This window comes from Streptosporangium sp. NPDC051022 (assembly GCF_040683035.1).
Taxonomy (GTDB): domain Bacteria; phylum Actinomycetota; class Actinomycetes; order Streptosporangiales; family Streptosporangiaceae; genus Streptosporangium.
Window position 1 is genome coordinate 80,184 of the sequence record NZ_JBFBCF010000037.1, and the last position, 21,104, is coordinate 101,287.

The 21,104-nt window shown below is 67.7% G+C and carries 20 protein-coding genes; 6 read left to right on the forward strand and 14 right to left on the reverse strand.

Features of this window, described 5'->3' with window-relative positions; translation table 11 throughout:
• Window positions 1–72 precede the first annotated feature (72 nt).
• The 3 genes from AB0N02_RS39770 to AB0N02_RS39780 are packed head-to-tail and all read left to right on the forward strand — an operon-like array spanning window position 73 to window position 4,712.
• A complete protein-coding gene (locus AB0N02_RS39770) occupies window positions 73–2,466 on the forward strand; it encodes an ATP-binding protein (RefSeq protein ID WP_363958082.1) in 2,394 nt (797 codons plus the stop codon).
• Window positions 2,467–2,478: 12 nt separating this feature from the next.
• Window positions 2,479–3,384 carry a replication-relaxation family protein gene (locus AB0N02_RS39775; protein ID WP_363958084.1) on the forward strand — a complete coding sequence of 302 codons (906 nt, stop codon included), beginning with the start codon at window positions 2,479–2,481 and terminating at the stop codon, window positions 3,382–3,384.
• The gene (locus AB0N02_RS39780) at window positions 3,381–4,712 is read left to right on the forward strand and encodes an NlpC/P60 family protein (protein ID WP_363958087.1); all 1,332 of its coding nucleotides are present in this window, start codon (window positions 3,381–3,383) and stop codon (window positions 4,710–4,712) included. Before AB0N02_RS39775 ends, AB0N02_RS39780 begins: the two co-directional genes overlap by 4 nt.
• A gap of 244 nt (window positions 4,713–4,956) precedes the next feature.
• Here AB0N02_RS39780 and AB0N02_RS39785 read toward each other — a convergent pair whose 3' ends face one another.
• Complete coding sequence (locus AB0N02_RS39785; RefSeq protein WP_363958090.1) at window positions 4,957–5,769, reverse strand: phytanoyl-CoA dioxygenase family protein; 813 nt, start codon at window positions 5,767–5,769, stop codon at window positions 4,957–4,959.
• A 78-nt stretch (window positions 5,770–5,847) separates the two neighbouring features.
• Between AB0N02_RS39785 and AB0N02_RS39790 the strand changes: the two genes are divergently transcribed.
• The gene (locus AB0N02_RS39790) at window positions 5,848–6,168 is read left to right on the forward strand and encodes a hypothetical protein (RefSeq protein WP_363958093.1); all 321 of its coding nucleotides are present in this window, start codon (window positions 5,848–5,850) and stop codon (window positions 6,166–6,168) included.
• Window positions 6,169–6,714: 546 nt separating this feature from the next.
• The gene (locus tag AB0N02_RS39795) at window positions 6,715–7,650 is read left to right on the forward strand and encodes a nucleoside hydrolase (protein ID WP_363958096.1); all 936 of its coding nucleotides are present in this window, start codon (window positions 6,715–6,717) and stop codon (window positions 7,648–7,650) included.
• 405 nt (window positions 7,651–8,055) lie between these two features.
• On the opposite strand, the gene AB0N02_RS39800 is transcribed toward AB0N02_RS39795, so the two are convergent.
• Both AB0N02_RS39800 and AB0N02_RS39805 read right to left on the reverse strand, forming a co-directional pair.
• Window positions 8,056–8,286: a hypothetical protein gene (locus AB0N02_RS39800; protein ID WP_363958099.1), complete on the reverse strand. Its 231-nt coding sequence runs from the start codon at window positions 8,284–8,286 to the stop codon at window positions 8,056–8,058.
• Window positions 8,287–8,479: 193 nt separating this feature from the next.
• Complete coding sequence (locus tag AB0N02_RS39805) at window positions 8,480–9,244, reverse strand: class I SAM-dependent methyltransferase (protein WP_363958102.1); 765 nt, start codon at window positions 9,242–9,244, stop codon at window positions 8,480–8,482.
• Window positions 9,245–9,402: 158 nt separating this feature from the next.
• On the opposite strand from AB0N02_RS39805, the gene AB0N02_RS39810 reads away from it, so the two are divergent.
• Window positions 9,403–9,579 carry a hypothetical protein gene (locus tag AB0N02_RS39810; RefSeq protein WP_363958104.1) on the forward strand — a complete coding sequence of 59 codons (177 nt, stop codon included), beginning with the start codon at window positions 9,403–9,405 and terminating at the stop codon, window positions 9,577–9,579.
• Window positions 9,580–9,904: 325 nt separating this feature from the next.
• On the opposite strand, the gene AB0N02_RS39815 is transcribed toward AB0N02_RS39810, so the two are convergent.
• From AB0N02_RS39815 to AB0N02_RS39865, 11 genes are all read right to left on the reverse strand, one after another.
• Window positions 9,905–10,399, reverse strand: a complete 495-nt coding sequence (locus AB0N02_RS39815) for a hypothetical protein (RefSeq protein ID WP_363958107.1) — start codon at window positions 10,397–10,399, stop codon at window positions 9,905–9,907.
• Window positions 10,400–10,544: 145 nt separating this feature from the next.
• Window positions 10,545–11,573: a DUF932 domain-containing protein gene (locus tag AB0N02_RS39820; protein ID WP_363958110.1), complete on the reverse strand. Its 1,029-nt coding sequence runs from the start codon at window positions 11,571–11,573 to the stop codon at window positions 10,545–10,547.
• A gap of 80 nt (window positions 11,574–11,653) precedes the next feature.
• Window positions 11,654–12,721, reverse strand: a complete 1,068-nt coding sequence (locus AB0N02_RS39825) for a DUF4192 domain-containing protein (protein WP_363958113.1) — start codon at window positions 12,719–12,721, stop codon at window positions 11,654–11,656.
• A gap of 77 nt (window positions 12,722–12,798) precedes the next feature.
• A complete protein-coding gene (locus tag AB0N02_RS39830) occupies window positions 12,799–13,095 on the reverse strand; it encodes a hypothetical protein (RefSeq protein ID WP_363958115.1) in 297 nt (98 codons plus the stop codon).
• Window positions 13,096–13,109: 14 nt separating this feature from the next.
• Window positions 13,110–13,532: a hypothetical protein gene (locus AB0N02_RS39835; RefSeq protein ID WP_363958118.1), complete on the reverse strand. Its 423-nt coding sequence runs from the start codon at window positions 13,530–13,532 to the stop codon at window positions 13,110–13,112.
• A 510-nt stretch (window positions 13,533–14,042) separates the two neighbouring features.
• Entirely contained in the window at window positions 14,043–14,864 is an 822-nt protein-coding gene (locus tag AB0N02_RS39840; RefSeq protein WP_363958120.1) for a hypothetical protein, read from the reverse strand.
• 615 nt (window positions 14,865–15,479) lie between these two features.
• Window positions 15,480–16,115, reverse strand: coding sequence for a 2'-5' RNA ligase family protein (locus AB0N02_RS39845; RefSeq protein WP_363958123.1), 636 nt, complete (start codon window positions 16,113–16,115; stop codon window positions 15,480–15,482).
• A complete protein-coding gene (locus AB0N02_RS39850) occupies window positions 16,108–17,439 on the reverse strand; it encodes a hypothetical protein (RefSeq protein ID WP_363958126.1) in 1,332 nt (443 codons plus the stop codon). The genes AB0N02_RS39845 and AB0N02_RS39850 overlap by 8 nt, the downstream gene beginning before the upstream one ends.
• Window positions 17,440–17,649: 210 nt before the next feature.
• The gene (locus AB0N02_RS39855; RefSeq protein WP_363958129.1) at window positions 17,650–19,419 is read right to left on the reverse strand and encodes a serine/threonine-protein kinase; all 1,770 of its coding nucleotides are present in this window, start codon (window positions 19,417–19,419) and stop codon (window positions 17,650–17,652) included.
• A 151-nt stretch (window positions 19,420–19,570) separates the two neighbouring features.
• On the reverse strand, window positions 19,571–20,239 hold the full coding sequence (locus AB0N02_RS39860; protein ID WP_363958132.1) for a YdcF family protein: 669 nt from the start codon (window positions 20,237–20,239) through the stop codon (window positions 19,571–19,573).
• Window positions 20,236–20,979, reverse strand: coding sequence for a hypothetical protein (locus AB0N02_RS39865; RefSeq protein ID WP_363958135.1), 744 nt, complete (start codon window positions 20,977–20,979; stop codon window positions 20,236–20,238). Before AB0N02_RS39865 ends, AB0N02_RS39860 begins: the two co-directional genes overlap by 4 nt.
• Window positions 20,980–21,104 lie beyond the last annotated feature (125 nt).

The following is a 21,104-nucleotide window of genomic DNA, read 5'->3' on the forward strand; positions in this document are numbered from 1 at the left end:
CAGCACCGAACGCCAGCGCATTTCGCGTCCGGCGACAGTCACGCCACCTGTGAAACACGGAGGTTTCCCAGCATGATCCACGATCTCCTCATCGACCCCGCCGCCTTCCTGGACCTGGCCTTCACCTGGCTCCGGGTCCACCTGTGGCAGCTCATGGCGCTCGGCCTCGCCATGGACGTCACGTCCTTCCTGATCGGACAGCTGGTGGCGCGGCTCCGCCACCGTCGGTTCACCCGGGGCGCGCGCTGCGTGGAGATCCTCGCCCCGCCCGTCGCGGACATGCCCGGTGCCGAAGCCCTGTGGGGCAACCTCGTCGGACTGCTGCGGCCCGCCTGGAAGCGGCTCCTGTTCGGCCAGCCTCACCTGGTCTTCGAGTACCTCTTCGGCACGGGCGGGGTGAGCATCCGGCTCTGGGTGCCCGGCGTGATCCCCCAGCATCTGGTGGAACACGCCGTCGAGGCCGCCTGGCCCTCGGCGCGCACCGCCGTACAGGAGGTGGCCCCGCCGGTGCCGCTCACCGGCCAGGCGCACGGCGGGCACCTGTGGATCGCCCGCAGCGAGCGGCTGCCGATCCGTTCCAAGCACGACACCGACCCGATCCGCGCACTGGTGGGGGCAGCCGTCGGGATGCCGGTCTGGCAGCACGCCGCCGTACAGATCCTCGCCCGCCCGGCGACGGGCCGCCGTCTGGCCCACGTCATCAGGAGCGGACCGGCGAGAGCGGTGCGGGCCGCGCTCGACCTGCTGACGCCCGGAGGACAGCACACGCGCCCGCACCCTCAGCACTCGTATCGGCAGGCGAGCGACCAGGCGGTTCGGCTGGAGGAGGCGGCCGACGCCCGCGCGATCAGGGACAAGGCCCACCAGTCTCGCTATGCCGTGGCGATCCGCTACACCGTGCAGGCCGACGAGCTCACCTCCGCCGACGTGAAAGCCGTCAACGTCGCCCACGCCGCGCGCCGCAACGCGATCAGAGGGCGAGCGCACGCGCTGGCCTCGGCGTTCGCCCTGTACGCGGGACACAACCGGCTCGAACGGCATCGGCTGTTCATGCCCGCTGCCCAGCTCGCGGGACGCTGGCTCGGGCGTGGCTTCCTGCTGTCGGTCTCCGAGCTGGCCGCCCTGGCGCACCTGCCGCTCGACGCCGCGGTCCCGGGACTGCAGCGCGCGGGTGCCAACACCGTCCCGCCGTCACCGCAGATCGCCCATGGCGGGGCGAACGCCAAGGTGCTGGGCTTCTCCGACTCCGGCCACGAGCGTCCCGTCGCCCTGCGGGTCGCCGACTCCTGCCACCACGTGCACGTCCTCGGCCCCAACGGCACGGGCAAGTCCACGCTGCTGGCCCAGATGATCCTTTCCGACATCGAGGCCGGACGCGGCACTGCGGTCATCGAGGCCAAGGGCGACCTGATCAGCGACCTGCTCGGCCTGATGCCCGAGAGGGTCGCCGACAAGGTCGTGCTGATCGACCCCGACGACAACCACGCCCGGCCGTCGCTCAACGTCTTGGGCGGCACCGAGCTGGACATGGGGGTGGACAACCTCGTCGGGATCTTCCACCAGATCTACGCCGACTACTGGGGGCCGCGCACCGACGACATCCTGCGCGGCTGCGCGCTCACCCTGGCCCGCCACGGCGGAACGCTTGCCGACGTCCCGACCCTGCTCATCGACGCCGAATACCGCCGCCGGCTCGTGGGCGGCCTGCGGGACCCGCTGCTGCTCGGGTTCTGGCACTGGTACGAGAACCTGTCGGACTCGGCCAAGGCCCACGTCACCAGCCCGATTATGAACAAGCTGCGGGCGTTCCTGCTTCGGCCGTTCGTCCGCGACGTGCTCGGTTCGGCCAAGTCGACCTTCGACCTGGGCGACGTGCTGGACGGCGGGATCCTGCTGGTCCGGCTGCCCAAGGGTGTGCTCGGCGACGACAGCGCCCGGCTGCTCGGCTCCATGGTCCTGGCCCAGATCTGGCAGGCCGCCTCGCACCGCGCCAAGCTCGGCCGTCCCCGCACCCCGGCCGCTCTCTACGTCGACGAGGCGCACAACTTCCTCACTCTGCCGCACGCCCTCAGCGACATGCTCGCCGAGGCCCGTGCCTACCGGCTCTCGCTGGTCCTGGCCCACCAGCACCTGGCCCAACTCCCCCGAACCCTGCGCCAGGCCGTCTCCTCCGACGCCCGCAACAAGATCTACTTCTCGCTGTCGCCCGAGGACGCCCGCGAGGTCGAGCACCACTTCACCCCTCACCTACGAGCGCACGACCTGGCCAACTTCGACGCCTTCCAGGCCGCCGCCCGGCTCGTGGTGCGCTCCGCCGAGGCTCCCCCGTTCACCCTGCGCACCCGTCCCCTGCCCGAGCCCTCACCGGACGTGGCTCGCCTGATCAGGGCCGCCGCCGCGCGGGCACACGGCCGCTCCACCGTCACCCCCGAATCCCGGCCGGGCGACCCCCGGCTCCAGAAGTGAAGGAGAAAACCGATGTCCACCTCCCGCTTCACTCCCCTGGTCCTTGCCCAGCTCGCCGCCCGGCTGACCTTCCGGGACCGGCGCCTGCTGCGGCTGGTCAAGGAGCAGCGCGTGTTGACCTCGCCGCAGATCGCCCAGATCGCCTTCGACACCGACGACGCTGCCCGCAAGCGCCTGCTCGCCCTGCACCACATGGGCGTGCTGGACCGCTTCCGGCCCATCCTGCCGCCCGGGATGGGCACCGCGCCCTACCACTACGTGCTCGGTCCGGCCGGCGCCGCCGTACTGGCCTCCGAGGACGGCGTGGACGTCACCGCCTGCGGCTACCGCCGTGATCGGGTCCTGTCGATCGCCTACAGCCAGCGCCTGGCCCACACCGTCGGCACCAACGGCTTCGGCGCCGACCTGTACGGCTTCGCCCGGCGGCACACCGACGCCGAGCTGGTCACCTGGTGGCCGGAGAACCGCTGCGCCTCCGTGTGGGGTGACACCGTCCGCCCGGACGCCTACGGTCGCTGGCGCCAGGACGAGTACACGGTCGACTTCTTCCTGGAGTACGACACCGGCAGCGAGCCCCTGGACCGGGTCGTACGCAAGCTCGACGGCTACGCCACCCTCTCCCAGGCCACCCAGCTCGTCACCCCCGTCCTGTTCTGGGTACAGGGCGGGCGCCGCGAGGCCAACCTCCGCCGCAAGCTCGTCCACCACCCGGCGCACATGTTCGTACCCATCGCGACCGGCAGCCCCTCGGCCCTGGTCGGCCCCGTGGACGACGGCCCGGCGGGCGAGAAGTGGCTGCCCTCCGACACCGAGGGACCCCGGCTGCGCCTGGCCGAACTCGCTCTCTACTGGCCCGGCCTCGGCTCCCGGGACGCCGCTGCCCAGCCCGCTATCTTGCCCGGGGAGGACGACGAGTGATCCTCGAAGCCGGGATCGGCGTCAAGGCCATCGTCGCGGGAGGCGGCCTCGTCTCAGGCATCGCGTTGATCGCCGGAATGGTCGGTGGAGGCAGGTATGCCGAGGCCTCCGCCGACCCCGGCAGGCTCGCCGCCGCCGTGTGCTCCTACACCGACCAGGCCGCTTCTCCGCGCGACTCGTCGACCACCACAACCGGTTCCCCCGCGGCCACCGGTCGGCTCGATCTGAACGACGAGCAGTTGGCCAACGCCCGCGTCATCGTGGGCACCGCCGACTCTCTGGGGCTGCCCGAGCGGGCCGCCGTCATCGGCGTCGCGACGGCCCTGCAGGAGTCCAGCCTGCGCGCGCAGGCCATCAGCACTGACGGGACGTCCTTCGGCATCTTCCAGCAGCGGCCCGTCAACGGCTGGGGAACGCGGGCGCAGGTGACGGACCCCCGCTACGCGGCCCGGATGTTCTTCTCCCGCCTGGCACAGGTGAAGGGCTGGCAGGCCAAACCGCTGACCGCGGCAGCCCAGGCCGTGCAGCGCTCCGCCTTCCCGGACGCCTACGCCAGGCACGAAGCCCGCGCCGAACAGATCGTCACCGCGCTGTCGGCTTCCGGCGTGCGGTCATGGGCACCGAACCCGCCTTCTCGGAGAGGGCAGTTCGGCCTGCCCTCGGAGGTCCTGGCCGAGGTTCGGGGAAGCATCGAAGCCGCTGGTTCCCTGGGGATCGATCGGCAGGCCGTGATTGCCGACGTGGCCCGTGCCCTTCGCGGTACGGCACTGGAGAACCACGCGGTGGCCAACCTCCCGGAGAAGTACGAGAGGCGTGCGGAGAAGATCGTCACCGCTATGAGCGAGCGCCTGTGCCGGGAGCTCACGGCCAGGCTCGCAGAGATCAACGACCGGTTGGAGGGAATCGAGAGCGACTTTGCGGAGGTCTCCGGACGCGCGGCCATAGCCGTACAGGCCGCCCTGAGGATGCGCGGCACGCCGTACTCCTGGGGCGGAGGCGACACGGCCGGCCCTGGCTTCGGCATCGGCAGAGGAGCGGGCATTAAGGGGTTCGACTGCTCGGCTCTGACCCAGTACGCCTGGGCCAGAGCCGGGATCTCGATCCCCCGCGTCACCTACGACCAGTGGGACCACGGAACCCGCGTCCGCGGTCCCATCGAGCCCGGCGACCTGGTCTTCTACGAGACGAACTCCGAGCTTTCAGGGCCTGACCACGTCGGCCTCGCCGTCTCCGGCACCCAGATGGTCAACGCGCCGTTCACCGGGGCGAGAGTGCGCGTCGAGCCGATCCGCCGTCCAGGTTTCGTGGGTGCGGTACGGCCGGACTGATCCGGATGGTACTCGGGAGCCGAACACCGGAGGTTGAGAGATCCACCGGCCGAGACGTACCGTCGGTAGCCCTGATCATAGGAGGCCCGGGGCAGCCATGATGGGTGGATACAGCGTCGAGAGTCTGGGGGACCTGCTCGCCGGACTGGCGCTGATCTGGCCGCGTTCAGCCGCTCCAGCATGCCTGGCCTCCTTCCTCATCCCTCTTCACGGCCACCTTGCCGACGATGGTCGTGAAGCACGTCTACTCAGCGCTGTGGTCGGTGCCGTCCCCGTCCGGACCGGGGGTGTCCCGTCCCAGGCCCCGGCGGATCGCGATCTCCACGGGCGAGTACGCGCCGTCGGCCCGCTCCAGTTCGTACGGCGCGGCCGGCATCAGCGGCGGCTGGGCCATGAAGCGCGGCCGCACCCCATGGTGCGGTTGCGCAGCGTGCACCAGGAACGGATGGCACAGGAAGACGTCGCCCGGGGACCCGGTGGCGAGGGCGAGTGGCCGGTGGTCGGACGCCGCCACCAGATCGGGCGCGAGGGTCAGCCCGCTCGCCCCGTCCTCCCCGTACTTCTCCAGCACCTTCGGCACGTCGAGGTGTGAGCCGACCCGGATCCGGGTCGGGGCGTCCTGTTCACCGACCTCGCTGAACAGGAACAGCATCAGCAGCGCCCGGCCCTGGGAGCGCAGATTTGTGAAGTACCAGCTCTCGCCCTCCGGCAGATAGCTCCCCTCGATGTGCCAGCCCGCGTCGTCCGGCTCCTCCTCGTGCGGGAAGCGCAGCGGGAACGTGCCCAGCGAGTAGCGCGGCTCCCAGCGTCCGGCGCCGACGAGCAGGTCGTACGCGTGGTGCAGGGACGGGGAGTTGGGGGCGGTGGCGAACGGTCCCTGCGCCATGCCGGCCACCCAGTGCACGGGCTGCGTCCACGTCGACGGGTCGTCCGGGTCGCAGCCCGTCTCCCTCCACAGCAGCCGCGCGCAGTCCGCGGCCACGCGCGGCGCGACGGCGCCCTCCAGCTTCACGAAGCCGTCGCGCAGGAAGCGGGATACCAAGGTCGTGTCATCCATGCCCCCATCGTGTGGCGACACCGGCCCCGATCACCCGACATTCTCCGCACCGCCTTTGTCGGGTACGAGGATGAGCGCGTGGCCCCCGGTCACGCCGCCCGCTTGAACTCGTGCCCGGAAGAGGTGGTGCGCCGGCAGCCAGTCTTCATCGTCTTCGACGGCGTCCGGGTCCCGGAAGGGGCAAAGACCCTGACCGGGACCGCTGGCCTTGATGTTGAACAGGTAGCGGCCCAGGAAGTCGATGTGCCGGTCCTTGAGGGGGAGAGCCGGGCGGCCCTACCGTACGCGTTGACACCGACACATGGCGCGCTCGCCTTTATGCATGTAGAAATGCACGCCTATGTAATTGCTCGCATGTCCAGAAAAGCCATCGCGACCTGCGAGAACCTGCCAGGCTGAACAGGGGGCCTTCTCCCGAGCATGTCCCCAGCCCCAAGGTGAGCCGATCAGCGCAGGTCACCGGACTTCCGAGAAGATCGCGTTCTCGGAGGCGGAGACGGCCACGGCTGCCGAGAACACGGCTGAGAGGCGAAACCCCAGCTTGGCACTTCCGAGAACAGAACCGCGTCGCCGGTTGGCGGCTGGGGACACATTCGGGAGGAGGAGGCCGAGCTGGTCGGCAGGAGACAGCCCGGTCTCGGGAGGGGCGCACCGGGTGGTTCGGCTTGAGCGGTCGCCCGGTCTCGGGGTCCGGGACGACCACCTGCTCGCCCCAGCGCGCCCGGTCATCGCCCGGCCTGCGGCGGGCGGCGAGGTCCGGACGGCCGTGCGGGCGGGCGCGGGCCGGGACCGGCCCCCAGGCCGCATGCCCGGCCTCGATGTCCGCTCGGCAGCCGGTGAAGCCGCACACCCGATTAAATCGGTCGCTTCGCTTTGTGGCGGATGAATACGATCACGGCACGCTCTGGGGGGTTTCGCCTGGACTCACGGAAGGACATCCCCGCGATGCTAGACCTGATCTTCGATCTGGAGACCCAGGATCCCGACGACGTACTGACCCTGTGCCTAGTCGCGGGACATCCGGCCGTACGGCTGCGCGCGGTCACAGTCACTCCGGGGTCGCCGACGCAGGTGGGACTGGTCCGGCACGTCCTGCGACGGCTGGGGCGGGACGACGTCGCGGTGGGCGCCAGTGATCCCGGTACGGGCAAGAGCCATGTGTCGGGCTTCCACGACCGCTGGCTCGGCACTCCTCCCGAGGCCCAGCCGGACGCCCCGCCCGCTGACGTCATCGCCGAGACCGTACGGTGTCACCCCGGGGCCACGCTCCTCACCGGCGGGCCCCTGCACAACCTCCGGCGGTTCCTCGACACGTATCCGGGAGTGAGGCTGAGCCGGTGGATGGCCCAGGGCGGGTTCGCGGGTGACAACGTCGTACCGCCCGAGCACCGGTTAACGAAGTTCGAGGGCCGCACCTTATGCCCGACGTTCAACTTCAACGGTGAGCCCCGGGCGGCCCTGCTCGCACTGTCCTCGGACCGGATCGCACGGCGCGAGCTGGTGTCCAAGAACGTCACTCACGGCGTCGCCTACGACGGCGAGTTCCACGAGCGGCTGCGCCCACACCGCGACCGCACCGCCGGGCTCGCCCTGATATTCGCCGGCATGAAGCACTACCTGCGCAAGCGGCCCGGGGGGAAGCTGCTGCACGACCCCACGGCGGCCTGCGTGGCCATCGACCGCGCCATCGCCACGTGGGCCGAGGTCGAGATGGTCCGGGAGGAGAGCGGATGGGGCGCGCTGCCGGCGGCGGGCAGCGGGACGTTCATCACGACCGCGCTCGACCACGAGCGACTCTTCGAGGTCTTCATCGGTGAGGACACCGCGAACACCGGTGAGGGCACCGACTCTCCGGAGCGCCGGGTACACCTGTCGGCCTGACCCGGCCTCCTCCCGAATGTGTCCCCAGCCGCCAACTGGCGACGCGGTTCTGTTCTCGGAAGTGCCAAGCTGGGGTTTCGCCTCTCAGCCGTGCGTGTTCTCAGCAGCCGTGGCCGTCTCCGCCTCCGAGAACACGATCTTTTCGGAAGTCCGGTGACCTGCGCGGACCGGCTCACCTTGGGGCTGGGGACATGCTCGGGAGAAGGCTCCCGTGTCGTTCGAAGGTGCGTGAGGGTCCCAGCGTCGTGATCCGATGCGAGGGCGTCGACCGCCTTGTACGACGCCAGCCCCCGCACCCGCCAGGCGGGCGATGCTCTAGCCTGGCAGGGGTTCGGGGACGGTAGTCCCCGAGTCCACAGACCGCACTGACGCCATTGCCCTTGCTTAGCTCCGGGTGGGGCCAAATCAAGCCGTCACATCTTCCCGGCGAAGATAGTCAAGTGGGTCCAGGTCGGGCCGGGCGGATTCCAGCGATCTTCGCAACACGGGGTCAATCGACTGTTGCGACGAGCTTAGCGAAGAGCTCGGTGGGGTCTGCCAGCCGAGGTCCTTGCGGGGGCGGTTGTTGAGTTCGGCGGCGACAACATCAACTTCTTCAGCGTCATCAACGTCGACGTCGAGGCTGAGCTCCGCCAAGCTCGACACCGGCGGATGGCGACCCCTGCGGCCAGCACAGCTTCGCCAGCTGGGGCTGACGCCCTGAGCCCAACGTCAAGTCATAGCGTCGCGGCGATGTGCTCCGGACATCGCCGTATGTGACTTAGCGCTTCAGCTGGCGGGAATCGCCCGCTGAAGCACAAAGCCATGAATTGATCATTACGAGGCATCGTTAGCCGGCTTCGAGAACGAAGAACAAGAAGCTCAGGAACCTCGTGCCGGTGATCTCGCGGAACTCCTCGGGGAACATCTCGCGGGCTTCCGGCGCGAACGGCGGTTCGCTGATGACGCTGATGCGAAAGCCAGCCGCGGTGAAGGCTTCGGTCATCGCGTGCAGCGGCCGGTCCCAGAAGCTCATCTGGGCGGTCTGCCCGCCCATGGTCCATTCTTGGATCCGGTTACGGGTCTCGAAGTACGTGGGCTTTTCCCCGGCCATGTGCTGCATGAGGGTGCTCATGAATGGATGATCGACCGAGACGAGGAGTCTGCCACCAGGCCTCAGCACGCGCCGCAGCTCGGCCAGTGTCGGCCCCCAGTCTTCCAGGTAGTGCAGCACCAGGGACGCGATGACGTCGTCAAACGCGTCGTCGGGGAAGGGCAGTGGGCTGGCCAGGTCGACGACCCGCAGATCTGCGTCGGCGCCCAGCCGCCGTCGGGCCATCGCGAGCATCCCGGCGCTCACGTCGACGCCGGTCACGATGGCACCTCGATCGCGCAACACGGAGAACAGCGGACCCGAGCCGCAGCCGGCGTCGAGGATGCGCCTTCCGGTCACATCCCCGGCGAGCTCCAGCATCGCGGGCCGCGCGTAGTACGCGTTGATGAGACTGGTCTCGTTCACGGCCGTGTACCCTTCGGCGATCCTGTCGTAGTCGTTGAATCGCGACGAAGATGCGGCCTCAACATGCTTCTCGGGCATGGTAGACATGCAGGCCATTGTGGCTCATCAGTCACGGGCGACACAGGCGTACGGCCTGGTTGCCTGTGATTGAGCGCTTAGATCGGCGAACCGCCACTCCACTTCGTGAAGATCCACGGCTGCCGCGGGGTGAAGGCCGGCGGGCTCTGGCATGACGGCACACCCTCGGCTTCTCGGTGAACAGCAACATCCGTGGCGACTCCTACGTCTTGCCGATCGGGCACATAATCGGCGCCGACGTGGACGCCGAACTCCAGGCCCTCACCGAGGTACCCGCCGGCGCCGGGTATGAGGTGACCTCCGACCCCGAGCACGAGGTCAGCGTTTTCGTTCGCCTCGCCTCTGGCTCGTGATGCAGGCCCGTGGGTGTTGAGATCTCCACCGTTAGATGAACGCTCGAACCGAATGCGGCCCTTAACCCGCTACCGCCAAAATCCGGTCCGATCCCCCTCGCGGGCCGAGCGTCGCCTACGGCCTCACCCGCTGGAGGCTCAGACGAGCCGAGGCGAAGTAGACATGATCCGCTGCGCTGTCACAGGTTCGCCGCTGAAATCCGGTGGCGAGGCGTACGCTGGTCCGTGACCGCTCTCACCGTTTTCTTGGTCGAATGCGATGTGGGACAGGTCGGAGGGGCGGCTCGTTCGCGGGCCGTCCCTTCTTACGTTGCCGCCCGCTCTGTCAGGCGTCCGGTCCGTCCGCGAGGTAGACCTGGAGCATCCTGAAGCCCGGCATGGCCTCACTCGGCTGGACTCCCACGGAGAACACCTCGGGCTCCTCGAAGACCGGTTCGCCGCTGGGACGGCGGGCATATGCCACCCGTCCGTAGTCCACGCCCTCGTCGCGATCGCAGCTCATCCAGGTGATGGCCTCCTGCTCTCCCTCGCGCAGTGGATGGTTGGAGACCGCGCGTACGGAGACCGTGTTCGGCGGGGTGAACACCCACACCTGCGGGACGGCCAGCACCCACCGTCTGGCGTCGATCTCGCGGGCCTTGGTCGCGGCTCTGGCTTCGAACGCGACGGCGGCCGGCTCGTCTCGCAGGTAGTCGTAGTCGCTGAGCACCAGCCTGCGGTCACCGTCCAGGAGCACGATGGCGGGGCAGTCGCGGGAGACGATGCTCTTCTCCAGGCGTCCGACCACGTCGAAGAGCAGCGCTGCCGTCTCGTCGTTCATCTCGTCCTCCGAACGCCCGCGTTCCCCTCCGATCATGCCCGATCGGTCAAGCCCCGGCCGGTGACAGTCCAACGAAAGACGCCCCGTGGTTCCGTGCCCGGGGTACGGCCCGCGATGGGGTGCGGGCCGTACCGGGAGAGATGGGTCAGGCGGCGCGGGTCAAGACCGGACGGCCGAGGACCTTCTCCAGGGTGTGGAGGGTGTCGCGGTCGAGGTCGTCGATGCCGCCGGTCACGGCGCGCAGGAGGTTACGCTCGGCGCGGCAGACACCGCGGACGGCCTGTCCGTGGTGGACGTGGGTGTTGACGGCCTGGAGCACGCCCCAGCCCGACCCGGCCCAGGGGGCAACCCGGAGGTCGTGGCGCCAGAGCCGGTCCAGTGCGTCGCGTTTGGTCTCGGCGAGTGTCCAAGAGCGGCCTCGCTCCTCGGGCATGGGCACGTGCTGGTCGAGGAAGGCCGCCCACTGACGGTCACTGACGCTGGTCTCGCACAGCAGGCGGACCTGTTCGGCGAAGTCGTCGGCCACCTGGTAGACGATGTTGAGCGCGTCGCGGGCCTGCTCCAACCGGAGCCTGGAGTGCTTCGAGTGCTTGATCTTGACCTGCTGGCCGTGCTCGGCCAGACCGGCGGCCATGGTGTTGTCGCAGACCACGTTGGTGACGGCCCGCTTGAGCGTCGTGGCCAGCGAGCCGTCGAAGGAGGTCGCGCCGAACAGGTGGGGGCGGAACTCCACGCCCTCGGGGGTGACGATGTTCTCGGGCACCTCGACGGAGACCCAGGCAACCGCGCCGCCGCGCAGCAAACCCGCCGAACCGATCGACAGGTCGTCGTCCAGCAGTCGGGCGATGGTGTCGATGAGCCACTCGACATAGGGGTGCGGCTCGTAGCCGTCGGAGAAGATCCCCATGACGTGCCCGGTGTCGCTGCGCAGGATCGCCTGCCGGTCGGGGATCTGGGCCAGGCCGCCGGTGACGGGGTGCTCCACGTAGACCGGCCGGGAGAGGGCCTCCCAGCTGAACAGGCGCCGCTTGACGTCCTCCACCGGGATCGGCCCCGGGTAGTGGTTGGGCTCGGCGCCCTGCAGGGTCGCCCGGTAGTGCCAGGCAGTACCGCGCTTGTCAGTGAAGCCGATCAAGGTGTTGTCGTTGAGCCACTGCAGGGTTTCACGAGACATGATCTTTCCTTCCGGAAAGGAAAAGGCGCCGGTGGTCCGGCGCCTTTTCGATGGATGGCGGATACGGGGACCGGGCAAGGTCAGTCCAGCTGGTGGATCACGGGGCGGATCACGTGGGCGTGTTCGCGGACCTGCTCGGCCAGTTGCTCCGGCAGGTCGGGGGTGTTGATCTGGCCGATCGCCTGGGGCGGCAGGCCGTGGTCCAGGGCGAACTGCAACAGCCCAGCCATCCGGTAGCCGGGGTCGGCCGGCAGGGCCCGGTCGGTGGCGATGCGGGCCAGCGCGCCGTCCCCGTTGAAGTAGGCCGCCATGGCGGCCAGCGTGGCGGGCGCGGGCACGTAGGCCACCTCGACCAGCCTGGTGATCCGCGACCAGAGCCGGAACAGGACGTCGGCGGGATAGGTGTCGATGAACGTGACCGTGATGTCCCGCACAACGATCATGGTGAGCAGCACGCCGAGCCAGGCGACCTGTTCATGGGACAGCTCCTCGCCATCCGCCGTCCGGGCCAGGGCCTCACGGATCCGCTCCTGTCCCTCGGCGTACCAGGTCTCGCCGGTAACGGACGGGTCGGCGAGCATGGCGGCGGCGCGGGCGTGCGCGGCCAGGGTCGCGGTGCGCATCGCGACCCGTTCGGAGCCGCTGGCCGGTGACAGCATGGCCACCAGGGCATCGCGGTTCGGGAGCACGCCGACCCCGGCCATGACCGCGCTGGCGGCGGCCTTGGTCGCGGTGATGTCGAACGGCGTGCCCTCCGGCGGACAGCATCCGGGGTCGGGACACAGGTATGACCAGTAACGGCCCTCCTCCACCCGCAGGGCTTCGATGATCTCGATGTGTCTGCCGTGCAGGACGCGACACACGGCGTCCATGATCGGTGTCACGCGCCGACCGGGGCCGTAGCCGATCAGCAGGACGTGACTGGCCTCGTTCCCCGTCACGATGCAGCCCAGCTGCTGGGCCAGTTCCGGGCCGTCGGTGACGGAGTCTGGGAGGTCGAAGCGGATCGTCGCCGTGACGGCTCCGTTCGCCGGGTTGATGACGAGGATGACCAGGCTGAGCGTGGGGTGGAAGCCCAGCAGGTACGGCACGACCGCGATGACGTCGGCCAGTTCGTCCAGGGACACGTGGACCTTGTCAGAGTCCATGGGGATTTTCCCTTCCTCGCATGACGAAGCCCCCGGCCGGTCGGCCAGGGGCTGGGATGGAGGGGTTGGGTGCTGCTTCAGCAGGGGTCGATGCGGGTGCCGCCTCGCTTTCCGAGGTAGACCCGCCTGGCCGGGTAGGAGAGATCTGTCGCGGAGCCGTACAGGGTGATCTCGCAGTCATCCCCGACGCACGGCGTCAGCGCACGGACGGACTCACGGTGCACGAACGCGAAAACCGAGGTCTGCCGGTAGCCGTACCGGTGGCGTTCCAGCAGCTTTCGCCTGGCGTCCGCGATGGAGGCGAACTCCTCCAGGTCGTCAGGATCCGACGGGCCGTACCCGTTCCCGCCGTTCCAGAAGCCGTACCATCGCACGGCCTGTCACCTCCTCAGATGGGACAGCCGGGTGAGGGGTGGTCGGTGGATCCGCAGTAGCCGCAGGTGTCCTCCATCGCGAATGCGGCCAGTTCTTCGGCGTACCGGTCACGCCATGTGAGCTGGGTGGCGGTGTAGGCGTCGAAGTACTCGGCCTCCACGTCGCCGGGGCGCAGCGTCAGGAAGGCCAGCACACTTCGGGCGGCGTTGACCAGTTCCTGGGTGCTGAGCACCGTTCCGGCGGCGGAACGGATGTCGGACGCCGCGAAGATCGTCCGACGCTTGCGCGACAGCCGGTAGTACCACTGGATCCGGCCGTCCCGGTAGCCCGCAGGCCATATCTCCAACAGGTGATCTTCATCGATGGGCCATGCGGCCAGCAGGCGGGAGGAGATTCTCCATCTGCTGGGCAAGATGACCCCGTCGAGGACGGGCATCGGTTTCTCCTTGGGGTCCAGCAGCGGGACCGTCGGTCCCGGATAGGGGACCCGTCCTGACACGTCATCCGGGTGCGGAGAGCAGGACGGAGACTCACCGCTGACGATCACCTCGCGGTTCCGGAAGACCACGAGAGTGGAGGAGAGCGCACCGCGTGAGTACGCTTTCTTGCCCTCACTTAAATACGGGAGCCGGAACGGCCCGACCGTCCGCGACCGGAAAGATTCTTTGAAATGCCGATCGCGTGTGAGGGTGCTGTGGCTGTGGCGTTTCCGCTGCTCATGCGTGCCGACGTGATGGCCGCGCGCGTAGGCATCGGGTGGCTTTGCCGTTGCCGCCGTGTGGAGCGGTCCGTGCGTCGCGCGCCGCGCGGACGTTTTTCGCTCTCACATAAATACGGGCGCCACACGTGCTCAACCGTCCGCGCTTTTCAAGATTCTTTCGAGAGGTGACGAAGCAAAGCGGAGGGCCCCGGGACGTACGGTCCCGGGGCCCTCCGTGACGGCCTGTCAGTCGTTCGCGCTGCTCTGAGTGCTCCCGTAGACCATCGCGTTCCTGGCATCGTCAAGGCGCTCCGAGAGCTCCCGCCATTCGGTGCGCGCGGCGTCACGGGTACGGATGACGGCCCGGCGGGAGCCGTACGCGCCCCCGTGCTGTGCCTGGGCGACCTGGGAGAGGATGCCCGCGCGCCCCAGGTCTTCGGCCTGGGTGGCGACGGTCAGGGCGTCTCGCAGGACGGGGAAGTCCTTGCCGTCGGCGAAGGCCGCGCGGAAGATCTCCGCACTGTGCTGGGAGACGCAGAACGCCACAGCCGCGCGGGTGGCGTTCTCCGCGTGCGGAAGCCCGCGCATGAGCTGGGCGCCGGGGGTCGCGTCGATCTCGTCCGGCGGGACGTCCAGCCGGTAGCCGTTCCGCGCGGCGGCGTCGCGAACCGCCCACCGGTGGAGGGTCGTACGGGTGATGATCATCTCTCCGCCGTCCCTGCGGACGTAGACCCACGCCTGAGTTTCGCGGGTGGTACCGCTCTCGGGAGCCGGTGCGCACTTGCCGAGCACGTCACGAAGACGCTGGGCGAAGAGAAGGACGGCGTCCTGCGTGACGTCGTCCGAGACGTCGTCGGTGCCATAGGGGGCGTAACCTCCCTTGACGATGGTCACGCTCCCGTCCATCCGCTTGCGCGAACGGGTGGAGTCGACGGTACGGCAGTAGCCGCGCGCCAACTTGCGGAGGTCTTCCCAGTCTTCCGCCGTGACGTGCGCCATGTCCTCCGGGGTGAGGTTGGCGCCGGGAATGTTCGACGGAACGTCTTTTCCGAAATTCCAGCCTGACACGATCGCTCTCCGATCACCTTCGGCACGCTCTTCGGCATGCAGGCCACCGTTTTCCTGGTCAATTCAATTGAACCCTTAAATGGAGATCGAATCAATGGGATTCCGGAAGATTTAATGGAGTTTTCGCAGGTCAAAGGGGTGACGAGAGTGCCAGATGATCATGAGTCGACGTAGCCGCCGACCGAAAAGAAAAGAGAGAGAATGGGACGACTGTCTGATGGCGGCAAAAAATGAATGAGTGATGAGAAAATGTCTACAGCTGCAATAGGGTGACGCCCCGCGCCTTTGAGGATTAGGGGATACCCCTAACGAGTCGGGGTCGCACCCGCCCCCGGCGCACCCCTTCTAGCTGCTCAAACGCCACTCCAGGCGGCCCTGATTAAGAAGAACGGCTGACGGCAGGGGAATCGGGAAGGGTAGTCGGAGGAGCGGTGGAAGATGTGATCGCGAGGCGAGTAGGAGCGGATCGCCGCCCGCCAACGGGAAGCCCGCGACAGAATGAGAACGTCTCGTTTCCCTCTTACGCGAGGTGCGTACCGCTCCGGAAATCGATTGGTACACCATTCCGTTTAAGGCAAGAGGGTGGCCTCAAGTATCAGGCCAGAACTTCTTCGTCTACCTGTTCGACGTTCCAGATGCTCCGCCCGCTCCGGCCAATGGAATGGCCCTGTGCGTTTCCCACTGATATAGACGCTCATCGCGGTGGATGACGATGAGCCGGATTCGCGGCACGGTCACCGTGACAGGCTCGGTCTGCACCCTTTCGAGGGCTTCGACGTACGGCTCGGCGGAACCGTCGGCGTTGCTGTAGGCGATGCTCATGTGAGGAACCCAGGATTCCTCCTCGGGCACCTGCTCTGTTCCTCGCACCTGGGCGATCGCAGCGCGGACCGCTCGCCGTACCTCGTCGATGCCCTCGACGGGCTGTGGCTGGAACTGGACCGACTCGGGGTCGACGATCGGCCGGGTGAATGTCAGTTCGACCGGGCCGAGGGACGCCAGGCGGGCTGTGGCCGCCACGGCGATCGCGTCGGCGTCAGCGGCGGCCACCTCGTCGGTGAAGCCGATCCCCTGCATGGTCAGGTGCAGCCACTCCAGCGGGATGATGTCCAGGCTGCCGAGACCACTCAGGGCCGTCTGATGGGCGGTGACGAGCTGATGGAGCTCGGGCTGGCCATCGAAGGTCGCATGGAAGGTGTAGAGCCGCCGGCCGATCCTCCAGCCAGGCCGCCACCACCAGTGATCACGCATCCGAGACCCGGTCACCTACGCCGCCTTCCGGTGTGCCCGTTACCTGTTTGCCTGCCTGGTAGTCATCGATCCGGTCTCGCAGACTACGCGCCAGCGGATCGTCTCGGTAGCGAGTCTGGGCGAGAAGACTGCCGAGCTCGCCGACCCTGGTGACCACGGTCGTCAGTCGGAGCGCGGGCGGCTGGGCGAGGACGGGAGTGAGAGCGTCGTCGGCCTCGTCCAACTCGCTCAGCAGCAGGTGGGCGTGGGCCATGCCGATCCGGATCTGAGCCCAGGTGCCGTAGGCCCATTCCTCGCCCTCCTCGTAGGCCAGCAGTGCCTGCTCGGCCGCGGCGATCGCGGCACGCGCGTCGGCGGCGCGAAGACGGACCGTCATCGTGTAGTTGTACTGACGGGCCAATCCGCAGCTGAACAGGCCGCCGACCTCGTCCTCTCGGTTCACCGCCGCTCGCGCGTCGTCCACCCGCCGCAGAGCGTCCAGTGCCCGGGGCATATCCCCGGCTGCCTGCCAGGCATCGGCCTCCTGGCAGGCGAGGAAGACCTTCATCGTGTCGTTCGGCGAGCACTCATATCCCCGGCGGGCCAGCGCCGCCGCCTGGACGTGCTTCTTGTCCCAGAAAGCGGTCTTGGACTGCACGGACAGGGCCAGTGCCCGCACGGCGGGTACGTCGATCTCCTCAGCGAGGATGAGGGCTGTCCTGGCATGCGCCTCGGCCACCTCTGTCTGTCCCAGATCTCCGGCCGCCCAGCCGTTGAACGCGCACAGCGTGGCTGCCACGCCGTACAGCTCCCGAGTCTGGCTGAGGCGTTGGCGGCCGTTCTGGACGAGCCCGAACACACTTCGAGTCATCACGGCGGCGCGGACGCGCACCGGAGCGGGAGGCTGGCGTAGATAGTCGCGGGCCAGCCGGTTCACCGCTCCGGCGTAGTAACCGATGCTGCCCGGACCGACGTTGGTGCACTCGGCCCAGGACCCGAAGCGCATCACCTCGTCCGCGGAGAGCGGCTCCAACACGGGGGTGTCCGCAGGCTGTGTGGGAGTGTCGAACAGTTGCTCACGCGGGATTCCGAAGATTCTGCCGTAGAGAAGCTGGTAGCGCTCACCCGGCAGGTGCTGCCCCGACTCCCACTTACCAACCATCCGCACGAGGCTGTCGAGGTTCGGCAGGGAGCCATCTGCGGCCTGGCGGAACTGCCTGGCCATCTCAGGGATGGCCCAGAGCCGCTCTTCTCGTTCTGTCCGGAGCCGTACAGCCCAAGGCGGCGTGTCATCGGCTGACATCGCGCGTCCCTCCCGCTGGGTGAGGTGGATCAGCGGTTCCATGTCTCCTTCGATTGTCGCCATAATCACGTATTGGCGTACTGCTTTTACGGAGAGTAATAGATATTCGCTAGAGTAATCCGCTGCCTTGCCTCAGCGAGGGTGGCTTGCGTCCCGCTGTAAGACACATTGCGTGGGATCCGGCCGATAGGGGCCGTCCCTGGCTCGCAGGTCAGAAACCGTCGGATTCACAGTTCCATGCCTGATGTCCAGCTACGGTTTGTCGACCTTGCTGTTGGATCGCCAGTCACTGTAGGTGGTGGTGAATTCCGACCTATAGATGCCGCTGTTGCCGGTGGGGAAACACCAGACGAGGCTGAACTTCTTCGGTCGGCTGTCCGAGTCGATGGAGAGGCGGTAGGTGAGGTACGAACGAGGGCTCGTCTCCGCGACGTCTCCGCCCATCCAGGAGCTGAATAGATTTCGGAGGAGTCCGTTCGTCTTGTCGATGGCCAAGGTTCCCGAGTAGGTGTGCCCCTTGCGCTCCATCCGCGTGGAGTTGGCCACCACCTCGCCGATGATCGATGGTCCGGCGGTACCCGCGACCATGAGGGCGGCCCATTCGGGGGTGGCCGGGTCCAGATCCGACAACTCCTTCCCGCCGGGGTAGAGATCACCGTCGTAGACGACGTGATGAGCCTTCGAATCATCGCCGCTCACGATTTGGACGTCGAAGTCGTCGCGGCCGGTGTGGCTGGTGCGGTTCACCACGCGGCCGGTTGCTCTTGCAGTGGTGTCGCTCTGAGTGAAGCCGCCTTCGAAGGAGAAGCTCGCCGCGGGGGTGATCTCCAGCGCAAGGTCAAGGGCGGCGGCGAGCTCGGCGGTCGTCCGCGGCAGCTCGGACTGTGTCGGAGCGGACGGTGGCATCGAGGCGGATACGGTCGACGGGGCGAAAGATGTGTTCGATGACGCCGACGGGACGAGGGCCTGCTTCGGGGACTCTGATGGGCCGGACGTCGCCGTAGTGGCGGCGAGAGCAGGTGGCATGGACGGTCCGGCATTGTCCGGTAGGAGCCGGAGGACGGCGGCCACCGCCACTCCCAGGACGACCGCGGCCGCGACAGCGGCCATCACGGTCCGGCGACCGCTACCACCACTGCGGTTCAGCCAAGGGATGTCCTCGATGGGAAGCACCCAGGTGCGATCGAGTCGCGTCGTCAGCTCGTCGACCCCGCCGATTCGCCATGCTTGGGATACCTCCGCCAGAACTTCCTGCGCGGAGGGCCGGGATGACGGCTCCTTGGCCAGTGCCTTGTCGACCAGGTCACGCAGGGGTTCGGGAACCGCCGAGGTGTCCACCGGGTCGTTGAGAACTTTGAGCGCGAGGACCTCGGGGCGGCCTGTGCCGTAAGGCGGCTTGCCCGTTGCCGCGTACACGGCGAGCATCCCCCAGCCATAGACGTCGGCGGCCGGCCCTGCCGACACGCTGCGGTACTCCTCTGGGCTCACCCATCCGGGAGTCCCGACCAAGACTCCCGAGTGGGTCACGGATGTCCCGTCGAGTGCTCGTGCGATCCCGAAGTCCACGAGCTTGGGGCCGCTCGGCGAGAGGATCACGTTGGAGGGCTTGATGTCGCGGTGAACGACGTCCGCGGCGTGAATCGCGACCAGCGCCTCCGCCAGTCCCGCCACGAGGCCGAACCACTGCTCGCCTTGCAGGGCGCCGTTCATCCGGACGTAGTCGTCCAGCGTGGGGCCGGGCACGTATTCGGCGGCCAGCCACGGGCGCGCCGCGTCCGCGTCGGACTTGAGAATCCGAGCGGTGCACACGCCTCGCACACGGGTGAGAACGGAGATCTCCCGCGCGAACCTCGCCCGGAACTCCGGGTCCCCGGCAAGGGAGGCGTGGACGAGCTTGACCGCGACCCGAGCACCATCCGGGTCGAGACCGGCGTACACGACCCCCATGCCGCCCGTTCCCAGCCGGCCCGCGATGCGGTACGGACCAATCTGCCGAAGGTCATTGTCATCGATCGGGATCACTCGGAGTTTTTATCTCATTACCGGCGCCGTGTGAACGGGCTATTTCTCAGGAGACCGCCGCGACCATGAGACTGGATCTGAATATCCGTCGCCCGGGAACGGATATTCCTGTCAAATACGTGACAAATGGTCATCACCTGCCAAGGGCAACTCAGAGAGTTAGGAGTCTGCTGTCGAAGCCTGCGCGAAGAAGAGCTTCGTAGGCGGCCTGTACGGTCTCTGGGACGTCTTGAGCGATGGCGAAGCCGAGCCTGGGATATTCGATGACCCGCTGGAGGTCACCGACGAGCATGTCGATGACGAGCTTGTCGTCGCCGATGGCCTTGACGTAGTCGTCGAGTTCCAGCGGTTCGGAAGCGCACACGACGTCGACCTCGGGCCACACCTTGCGGGCGGTGGCGAACGAACGACGTTCCATGTACGGCTTGGAGATCAGCAACACAGACCGGGGGTGAATGTCGGTCTCGGCCAGGAGCCGGCGCGACAGGGTGATGTTGTGCCCGGTGTTGGTGGCGTTGGGTTCCAGCAGAATCGCCTCGTCCGGGACGCCAAGCTCGATGGCGTGCTCGCGGAAGTGCACGGCCTCGCCGCGGGGGAACCGGGCCGCGGTGGTCGGGCTGTTGCCGCCGCTGAAGACCAGGTGTGGGAACAGGCCGGCGTGGTACAGGTGGGCGGAGAACGCGGCGACGCCAAGGTCGTGGCTGCCCAGGCCGATCGCCACGTCACACGGCCGCAGGGCGTGGTGCATCTGGTGGTAGTCCCAGATCAGCTTCGCCTGGCGCCAGTGCTCTTCGGTGATGTCCTGCCGGTTGTCGGTCACGATCGCTCCCTGGTCACCGCCGCGGGGGTGTCATCCCCTTGGCTTGTCTGCCGGATGGTCTCGATGCTGCGCAGCTGGTGTGCCAGGCCGTATCGCGCGGCCGCCTTGGCGGCGTGATCGAGGACGCTGAGCCCATCATCCATGGTGGCCCGATCCGACAGCAGGATGTGCCCATAAGCGGTGTCGAGACGTACCCGTTGCATCGGGGAATCGGTGGCGGCGGTACCGCGGGCGATGTCGATGAAGTGCAGTGCCTTGGTCAGCTCTCCGGCACCGCGATGGGCTAGGGCGATTTTCTGGTGGGCGACCGACCAGTCGTCGGCCTCACCGAGGTGGTCGAACTCGCGCGTCGCGGCGGTCATGACGCGGATGGCGTAGTCGTGGTGGCCGTGCTTGCTCAGCGCGGTTCCCACCCATAGCCGAGATCGTGCCCGATCTCGTCCACTGAGCCGGTCGTCGATGGCGAGCGTTTCGTAGTACTGGGCGGCCTGGTCGAGCTTTCCAGACATCTCAGTGACCACTGCCAGCGACAGGTCCAATTGGGCGACACGGCGAGGAATGTCGAGTTGGGTGTATATCGAGCGGGCGTCGGAATAGGAGTGGTGGGCCGATAGTGGCCCCAAAAGGATTCCTTGGTCACGTTGAAGGTCGCCGAGCAGGGCGGTGGATCGGGCGAAAAGGTACAGGCCTTTGTCGTCCAGTTCGATGGCCTTCCACCGGGTCAGCCATCGAGTCAGCAACTGGGACGCGGAGGTGAAGTTCTGGCGGCTTACCGAGCAAGAAAGCTGAGGGTTACACCGGATCGGAGACCATGAGTCCGGTCTGAGCGACGAACCCGGTCAAGAGCTCGGGCTGGTACTGCATG